9 protein-coding genes are annotated in these 8622 nt (G+C 67.5%); 2 read left to right on the forward strand and 7 right to left on the reverse strand.

Translation table 11 applies throughout. The features are described from left to right. The 4 genes from VFG33_RS22850 to VFG33_RS22865 form a co-directional block, all read right to left on the reverse strand. Positions 1-2355, reverse strand: a 2355-nt coding sequence (locus tag VFG33_RS22850; protein ID WP_325054966.1) for an ATP-binding protein, incomplete at its 3' end; no start/stop codon positions are given. Next, a complete protein-coding gene (locus VFG33_RS22855) occupies positions 2355-2933 on the reverse strand; it encodes a hypothetical protein (RefSeq protein ID WP_325054967.1) in 579 nt (192 codons plus the stop codon). The genes VFG33_RS22855 and VFG33_RS22850, both read right to left, overlap by 1 nt. Next, positions 2933-3220 carry a hypothetical protein gene (locus VFG33_RS22860; protein ID WP_325054968.1) on the reverse strand — a complete coding sequence of 96 codons (288 nt, stop codon included), beginning with the start codon at positions 3218-3220 and terminating at the stop codon, positions 2933-2935. Before VFG33_RS22860 ends, VFG33_RS22855 begins: the two co-directional genes overlap by 1 nt. A 49-nt stretch (positions 3221-3269) precedes the next feature. After that, positions 3270-4571, reverse strand: coding sequence for a conjugal transfer protein (locus tag VFG33_RS22865; protein WP_325054969.1), 1302 nt, complete (start codon positions 4569-4571; stop codon positions 3270-3272). A 407-nt stretch (positions 4572-4978) separates the two neighbouring features. Here VFG33_RS22865 and VFG33_RS22870 point away from each other — a divergent pair, with 407 nt between their 5' ends. Together VFG33_RS22870 and trxA are read left to right on the forward strand one after the other, a co-directional pair. Continuing rightward, positions 4979-5854, forward strand: coding sequence for an aldo/keto reductase (locus VFG33_RS22870; protein ID WP_325054970.1), 876 nt, complete (start codon positions 4979-4981; stop codon positions 5852-5854). A 98-nt stretch (positions 5855-5952) separates the two neighbouring features. Continuing rightward, positions 5953-6342, forward strand: coding sequence for a thioredoxin (trxA, locus tag VFG33_RS22875; RefSeq protein ID WP_325054971.1), 390 nt, complete (start codon positions 5953-5955; stop codon positions 6340-6342). Between the two features lie 7 nt (positions 6343-6349). Here trxA and VFG33_RS22880 read toward each other — a convergent pair whose 3' ends face one another. From VFG33_RS22880 to VFG33_RS22890, 3 genes are all read right to left on the reverse strand, one after another. Further along, positions 6350-7141, reverse strand: coding sequence for a hypothetical protein (locus tag VFG33_RS22880; protein WP_325054972.1), 792 nt, complete (start codon positions 7139-7141; stop codon positions 6350-6352). After that, entirely contained in the window at positions 7138-8361 is a 1224-nt protein-coding gene (locus VFG33_RS22885; protein WP_325054973.1) for an HAD family hydrolase, read from the reverse strand. Before VFG33_RS22885 ends, VFG33_RS22880 begins: the two co-directional genes overlap by 4 nt. Next, positions 8358-8622 (reverse strand): hypothetical protein (locus tag VFG33_RS22890; RefSeq protein WP_325054974.1); only part of this gene is annotated, 265 nt, incomplete at its 5' end. The genes VFG33_RS22885 and VFG33_RS22890, both read right to left, overlap by 4 nt.

The raw sequence follows: 8622 nt of genomic DNA on the forward strand, positions 1-8622 counted from the left end.
GTGGCCGTGGCGGATGCTCTTGCCGTTGGCGGCGGTGTTGATGCCGCGGACGAGGGTCTGGTACGGCGGAGTCTGCGGGCGGCCCAACAACTCCAGGAGCGAGTCGACCTGTTCGCGCGAACGCAGGCTGAACGCGAACAGGGTGGTGATCTGCTCGACCAGACCAGGCAGCTTCAGGATCGACGCCGGGTCCTGGGTGTCGAGGACCAGGGAGGCGCCGAGGGCACGGCCGACGCGGGCGATGTAGTCGAGGAACGAGGCGCCGTCGGGCGTCTTCGTGAGCAGGTGGACCTCTGGCACGATGACGACCTTGGAGCGACCACGGAACTCGCGACGACCCGTAGTACGGATCATCCAGGCGAGGCAGCCGCGGAGGCAGGCCATGCCGACACGTTCGATCGGGGACCAGGATTCGGGCGCCGATTCGGGTGAGGGCAGGGTCAGGCCGGGCATCTGCACGACCCAGAGGCCCGGGTTGGTGGTCAGGGACGACAGGCCCGAAGGCGGACCCGCGACGACAGAACCCAGGCCGGTCTCCACCAGGTCGCGCAGCGCGAAACCGACTGTGCGGGTGGTCTCCGAATCCGCCGCGCACAAGCGTTGGATGACGCCCCACGACGACGGATCGGGCGACTGGATCTCGGCGCGCGTCGCCGCCATCACAGGGGCCTCGGCGGCACCCCGCAGATGCGGCGGCAGGAGGAGCATCAACTGCGAAGGCGCCTGCAGCAGAGCATCGTCGACCGGCAAGACCCGCAGCAGGTCGGCAGCACCCGAGAACTGAGCCGTGATCTCGATGACAGCAGTCGGTACGCCGTACTCCGCGGCGACCGCGGACACCCCAGCAGCGTCACCCTTCAAGTCCAGCAGGGGGACCCAGGCACCAGCGAAGGCAGAATCCAGGCCACCAAGCATCGCCGCAGTCGTCTTACCTCGACCAGAACGACCGAGGAACAACGTGGTGGTCGCGTCGCCGAGAGCAGAACCAGCGGCAGCGTCGAACCGGACAAGACCGGGAGTAGAGCCGGTCAGATAACCAATGGCCGGACCAGCCGCGTCACCGATCGACGCGCCACCCCAGAACCACGAACCGAAGAACGCGGTCGACTCGCGCACGTGACCCAGATCCGGCACGCGGAGTTGGTCACCCGGCAGCGATTCCAGCCAGAGATCACGCTGCTCGTCGGCACCTGCGGCCACGGTGATACCGCGATCGGCGTAGTGCGCGACGACGGCGTCGACGTACGCCTCGAGGTCTTCGCGGGTATCCGCACTCACCAGCAGGCGCGGGTGATCCTCGACCAGGGTGAGGCCGCTGCGGTTGATGTCGCGCTTGACCTCGCGCATCACCCGCTCGGTCTCGACGATCTCGTCGGCGGTCTCCTCCGCGGTGCCCTTGGCAGCGGATCGGCGCTGTTCCTTGGCGCTCTTGCGGGTCTCGTCGACCAGGTGGCGCGCGGTCTTCTTGGTGAGCACGCGGAAGCGCACCGACGCCTCGACGGTCACGTCGATCTCGTCGCCGTCGTCGTCGATCGCCTTGATCTCCGACAGCGTCCGCAGCCACTCCCCCGAGCCGGGCGTCTCCAGCTCCTCAGGGAAATCGGTCATCGCCAGCACAGTCGTGTACGCCGCGATCTGGCCGCGCGCGTCGTAGATCCGCAGATGATCCGTGTACGGCACGACGCGGCCGGAGGTCAACCGTGCCAGCGAAGCGCCGGTGATCAGGCCACTGCGAGGTGCTGCCACGGCACCACGGTGCATCTCGCGGCTGACCAGCCAGGAGATCACCTCGGCGGGAGCCGTGTGGGCCCGCCAGACGGTGGATCCGAGCTGGCGGCCGAGCTTGCGGACCCGCTCGTCCAGGTGCGCGAGCTCGCGCGCGCTGACCCGCCACGACGTCGTACCGAGGGCATCGCTGATCGAACCGCGGACCTGGGCGGTGGCGCGGGGATCCCGGTCGCTGAGGTGCACGCCGAGCGCGACGTACCGCTCCGGCATCCGCATCTCGTCGATCCGGTCCGCACGGGTCTGAGCCCAGCCCTCGTGGTCGCCGAGCCGGTAGTGGCCGGCCACGCTGTCGATGTAGTCCTGGCCGGTGGACCGGCCCCAGACCACCTTGAGGTGGCTGAGCCGGTCGCCGAGCACGGTCGCGGCGGCGCTCACCGCGGCGTCCAGGGCGGCGTCCTGCTCGGCCTCGGTGGCGAGGTCGGTGTTGGCGACCGAGATCAGGAACCACGCCTCGGCGCTGCGTTCCGTGACCAGCAGACCGTCGGCGATGGCCACCAGCCGGGGCGGTGGCAGGCCGCGGTCTCGTCCGATACCGACCAGGTTCAGGAGCTTGTCAGCGATCTTCATCAGTGCCCCTTGTTTTCCAATCGGCTGTGTCCCGACGATGTCCTGCGACTGACCCTCTGCACGTGATCCGCCCCCAGCAGGCGGGCGCGTTGGTTCACGGTGATGTCCGCGCCGGCGCGGACCTGGGGGTCGAGCTCCACCACGGCCTCGCGTTCCCATTCCGGCGTCACCCTGGCCTTCGCCAGGTTCGCCACCTTCTGGGTCGCGACGCGCTCACGCCACGGCAGGTACTCCGTCTTGTCGGCGGCCCGGGCGCCGAGTCCGATGATCGGGCGGTGGGCGCGCAACGCGTAGCGGACGGCCAGGGCCCACTCGGTCACGCGGCGGCGGCGCTCATGGTGCTTGCCGGCCCGCCAGCCGAACGCCGTGATCACGAACGGCGGCACGATGTACAGGCTGACGGTGGATTGGCGTGGTACGCCGATGAACGGGACCAGCAGCGCCACCCACAGGATGATGATCACCGCGCCGAAGATGATCATCCGCCGGCGGGCGCCCTCTCCGAGGTCGATCCCGAGCAGGTCGTACTGCCGGGTCTCGATCTCGAAGTGGTGGGTCAGGGTTCGACCGACTCGCATCAAGAACCCCCGGCAAGCAATCCCCAGAAGCCCTTGAGCACATTGATGGTCTGGTTGTTGGCGTAGATCAGGCCGCCGACCAGTACTCCTGCGGCGATGTGGCCGAACAACTCGCCCCACTCCCGCTTGAAGTAGTGGCCGATCGCGCGCAGTACGAGGATCGCGATGAAGATGTTCCCCGCGATGACCAGGACCCAGTCCTTGAAATCCGCGCCGGTCGGGACGTTGGAGTCGGCCAGCGGCGCGGCGAGCTCCACCACGCTCGCGGCCAGTTGGTGAGTCATCATTGCGGTATCTCCCTTGTTGCTGTGATCATCCGACGGCAGTTAGCGGTGGTCATCCGACGGCAGCCACTTGCCATCGCTGTGCTCCGTCCGCGGCCACGGTTCGCCGCAGAGTGAGCGTGTAGGTCTGGTCGAGGGTGGTGTCCCCCGTCCCGTCCCAGGTGACGGCGGCGGTCGCCCGGCGCTCGTCATCGTTTCCGGTGTAGACCTGCCAGTCCTTCAGTTCGTCGAGCTTGACCACACCGTTGAGGCTGCGGATCGTCGCTCCCGGTGCCGTCACGGCGGCCACCTTGATATCAGATTCGGCGTACGCGCTGAAGAAGGCCTCGGCGTCCTTCAGCGTGGCCGCGGTCAGGTCGTCGTCCTCGACTCCGGCCTCCGGCATGTTGTCCGGCAGCGCCACCCGCTCGTCGGGCACGAAGGTCGGCGGACCGCTCGCGACGATCCGCGAGGACGTCCGGGCCACCGGCACCGAGACCCGTTGCCAGGAGTAGTCGCCGCCGATCCAACTGCGGCCCTTCAGGGTGAACGGGCGCACCTGCACCCGTACGTCGACCACGGCGGTCACGCCGCTGGGGTCGACCGTCACCTCACCCGGGTAGGCGATGGCCGCGGTCTGCCGGCCCCGGCCGTTCCACCCGGCCCGGGCGTCGAGCCCCGCGGCCAGGTCCATGCTGATCTGCGCGGGACGGGCGTCCGGGTTGTTCTCGTCCCAGTTCAGGTACGAGATGGCGTACCGGGTCGCGACCGCGCGGGCGTCGTTCACCGGGAAGCCGGTCTGCCCGGCCACCACGGTCTCCGGCGTGGTGTTCGGCCGGATCCAGGACCGGACCCCGCTGATCGCGGCCAGCAGCAGTACTGCGACCACCAGGCCGCGGAAGAACCGCCGGGCCCAGGTGGAGAAGGAGGACTCGGGCTCGGTGGCCCAAGGGGTCTGACTGGGCTCGACCGGCCCCCGCGGCGGCACCGGGGCCGCGTGGGCGCCGTGCGGAGAGCGCTGCCGGAGTCGCTCTGGTTGCCGTTGTCCGGGCTGCGCCACGGGCTGCCGCGTGGTCGGCTGCTCACCCGGAGCGGCCGTGGGCGGCTGAGCCGGACCGCCGGGTTGCTGGGGTCGGCGCGGAGGTGCCATCACGCTACCCGAATTCGGCGGCGGGCCGCTGTAGCGAGCGGCTACGCCCTGTGCCTGCCGAGGCTGGGGTGACACCGGGCCATCCGGGTGGTTCCACCACTCCGGTGCGGTGTTCTGCGGGCCACCTTTGCCCGCCTTCTTGGTACGGCTCTGTTTCGTGCGCCGCTGGTCCGCCCAGTGCTCACCTTTTGGCGGCAGATTCAGCAAGCTTCGCCACCAACTCATCGCTACCCGCCCCTCAGACAGCAGTTACGCGGACAGTAGCCGGGAGAATACGGCAAGCAACTGTCCACCGGGAGTCCTGAGACCAGGATCCGGATGCTCCATCGCTCCCCGCAGCCATACTGTTACCCCACTCAGGGGTAGATGCACACATCCCTCGGAAGCGTGACACCTTCGGTACCGTCCTCATAGCTCCTCTCTCATGCCCGATCGGCGTGATCAGGCAGCGCAAACCATGCCATACGGATCCGACAGGTTCGAAAATCCGTGCGAACAACATGGTAAAAGAACGCACAACTGATCACGCAGTGTAACCGATCGCCGGGGTTCCAGCCTGTGGAAAAGTCTGCGTGGCGCGGGCCGAAAGTAATAGGGTCTTGGATGACTTGCTCACCCCTTGGAGGACTGCAGTGGAGACTCGCCGCCTGGGCCGGCTAGGCCATCAGAGCTCGGTACTGATCTACGGGGCCGCGTCGTTGGGGGGTGTCGACCAGGACCGGGCGGATGCCTCGATCCAGGAAGCGCTCGACGCCGGGATCAACCATTTCGACGTCGCCGCGGACTACGGTGACGCCGAGTTGCGGCTCGGGCCGCGGATGGGCGAGATCCGGGACCGGATCTTTCTCGCCACCAAGACCGGACGACGCACGTACGACGAGGCGTGGTTCGAGATCAATCGTTCGCTCGAGCGGCTGCAGACCGATCGGGTGGATCTGATCCAGATGCACGCGGTGTGCGATCTGGAGAATCTCGACCTCGTGACCGGCAAGGGCGGTTCGCTCGAGGCCGCGATCCGGGCCAAGGAAGAAGGCATGGTCGGCGCGATCGGGATCACCGGTCACACCGCGGAGGCGCCGTCCGTGCACCGGGAGGGTCTGCGGCGGTTCGACTTCGACAGCGTGCTGACCCCGTTGAACTACCGGCTGTCCACCGACCCGAAGTACGCGGATGACTATGCGGCGCTGGTGGAGGCCGTGAAGGCCTCGGACGCGGCGCTGATGACGATCAAGATGATCGCCCGGCGGAACTGGCAGGAAGGCGAGACCCACGCGTACGACACGTGGTACCGGCCGTTCGACGAGCAGCGGTATGTGACGGCCGCCACAGCCTGGCTGCTGAACGGCCACCCGGAGATCACCGGCCTCGCGACGGCCGGCGAGACCCGGCTGCTGCAGCAGATGATCGTCGCCGAGCGTGAGCGCGCCGATCTCAGCCCGGAGGACGCGGCCGCGATCCTGGACGAGGTGCAGGATTACGCCTCGGTCTTCGTCGACATCCCGATCTGAGCACCCGTACTGCGCGGGCGGGGTGCGGGGCCCGGCGGGAACACTGGCGGGACCTCGGCTGTTGAAGTGGGGGTATTCGTCTAACTTCGGAGGTTGTAGTGGCAACGGTCGAGCTGTCCCAGGAGAACTTCGACAAGGTGGTCGGTTCCGACGGCCTGGTCCTGGTCGATTTCTGGGCTGAGTGGTGCGGCCCGTGCAAGATGTTCGGACCGGTGTACGAGAAGTCGTCCGAGACGCACGAGGACATCACCTTCGGCAAGGTGGACACCGAGGACCAGGTCGAACTGGCCCAGGCGTTCCAGATCAGTTCCATCCCGACACTGATGGCGGTGCGCGACGGCGTCGTGCTCTACTCCCAGCCGGGCGCCCTGCCGGCAGCCGCACTGGAGGACCTGATCAGCCAGCTGCGCGCGGTCGACATGGAAGAGGTCCGCGCCCAGATCGCGGCCCACGAAGCCGAACACGGCACCGAGCCGCACACCCACTGATCCAGAACTACCGAGGCAGGTCACCCTTGTCGGGCTGATCATCCTCATCGGACTGATCAGCCTTATCAAGCTCTTCAGGCTTGTCGGGCTCATCAGCCTGATCCAGCTCCAGGATCCGGTCCGCGATGTTTTTGCGGTCCGGATCCTGCTGTATGTAGGGGTCCTGCTCCATGGCCGCCTTCAACTCGTCCTGGAGCGCCGCGGGCAGCCGGGACCAGTTCGCCTTGGCCAGCAGCAGCCCGTGGTACTGCTCGTTTCCGCTCGCCGAAGTCAGCACCGCCGAGCGCAAGGCCTCGTGGTCAAGCAATCGTGGATCGCCTTCCATCAGGGCCAACGCGAGCATCCGCATCACCGGCGTACCGTCGGCGAACAGCAGCTTGACCTCAGCCGGGTCGTACTTCCGGCTCCTGGCGGTCGCGGTCACGTCAGCGAGGATCCCGTCCAGCAACTCGACCCGGGCATCTCGATGCGCGGGAGTCGGCAGTTTGCTGTAGACGTAGGCGTAGGTCTCGAGCTCGGTGGTCAGGTTGTTCTGTTTCAAGATCGCGGCACTCTCCGGCGCCACCTTCTCGATATGGCTGGTCAGCTGCAAGGCGACGCCGTCAGCTCCGATCGTCAGTGCCTCCAGCCGATCCACGATCAGCGGCGTGACCAGCAAGAGGGCGCCGGCGATCACTGCCACGACGCTCACCTGAGGCTCGTCCTTGAACAACGTGAACGCCGTCCCGGCGAGCAAGGCGGCGCCCACCACGACCGCCGCGTACCGCGCAGCCACGGCTACTACCCCGACGCCGCTCACGGAGCGCTCCTAGTGGGCGGCGGATCTTCCGGCCGAACCGTGAACCAGGGATCGTCTATCACCTGCTGCAGCCAATCCGGTTCAGGTGGTGTCTCGGTCGACGGCGACGGTGCCGGAGCAAACGGGCCAGCGGAAGGACCGGTGGACGGTGGAGCGGAGGCAGGACCAGGCAAGTCCGGCGGCGGCCCCTGCAACCAACTGCGCGCGAATCCGTTCAACAGTTGGTCGGCTACCTCCGGTACGACAGGTCGCGGCAACTGCCGTTCCAGCCAATCGATCGCCGACCTCATCCGGTGGTCGAACACCTGAGCCACTCCATGCCAGAAGGTGGATGGACCACCGATGGTCACTCCGACCAACATGACCGCGAGCAACACCGGCACCCCCTTCGCCAGGCCGCCGGAGGAGAGATACTCCGAGTCGCAGAGGCTGAGCTTCAGCGGATCGGACAACCGGCTGAACGGCTCCGGGAACGGAAGGCTCGGACAGGGCGCCACAGTGAGCAAACGCTGGGTCGAGTACCGGCGCGGCGACGGGTTCAACGGTGGGTTGTACCGCCGTTCAGTGAGGTAATGCATGCCGGCCAACAGATGGTGATCGTTGACGAACCTCTCCCGCTCTTCGACCCCCGGCCAGATCCCCGCATCGGCGAACACTGCATACAGCTCGCCGAGCGCATCCTCCGTAGCCGGCAACCGGTGCTGCAGGGCTGCCTCCCAATCGAGCACCACGCCCTCGCCAAACGCCTGTACGGCGCGTCGCAAGCGCTCAGGTTCTTCGTCGAGAAGACGCCGGACAACATCCAGCGGCCGCGCGTCCGGCTCGAGATCCGCAGGGTCCAGCGCACCGGCGAAGTAGCTTCCACCGGCCGTAGGTGCACCTGGCTCGGGCGCGATGCGCGGCGGCGTGGCTGCCCCACCAGGACCGAGGCCGCAGGCGATGTAGGCCCGGCGCACGGACTGCCGGATGTCCTCGAGTGTGTCGAAGGCGATCTCGGTACCGTCGAGGTCGAAGTAGCCGTCCTGGTACGACGCCCGCGCGGCGCGCAGGCCAGTGGTGATTCGCCCGACCGGGATCGGCTCCAGATCCGGCACGCTGAGGAACACGGTGGTCTCCGCCTCGACCACGCGAGTGGTCCCGCGGATCTCGGGCGCGCTCCGCGAGGCGAACGCTACCCCGTCGTACACGGCCCAGGCGTCGATGAACCACAGTGATGTCACGCCCACTGATATCCCCTCCCGTGCAGGGTGACGATGCGGTGCGGGATGCGCAGCGCGGCGAGCAGTTCGACGACGATCTCCCGGCGGACCAGCCATTCCTGCTCGGTCTGGGTCAGGGCGATCCCGCGATCGGCCCGGCCACGCAAGGACATCTCGATCGCGGTCTCGTCCGGGGACTCCCTGACCTCCTCGATCGCGTTGGGCTCGAAGGAGCCGTCGAGATGCACTTCGATGAACTCCTGATCGCGGAGGACGGCATCC

Source organism: Kribbella sp. (assembly GCF_035687465.1).
In the GTDB taxonomy this organism is placed as follows: Bacteria; Actinomycetota; Actinomycetes; order Propionibacteriales; family Kribbellaceae; genus Kribbella.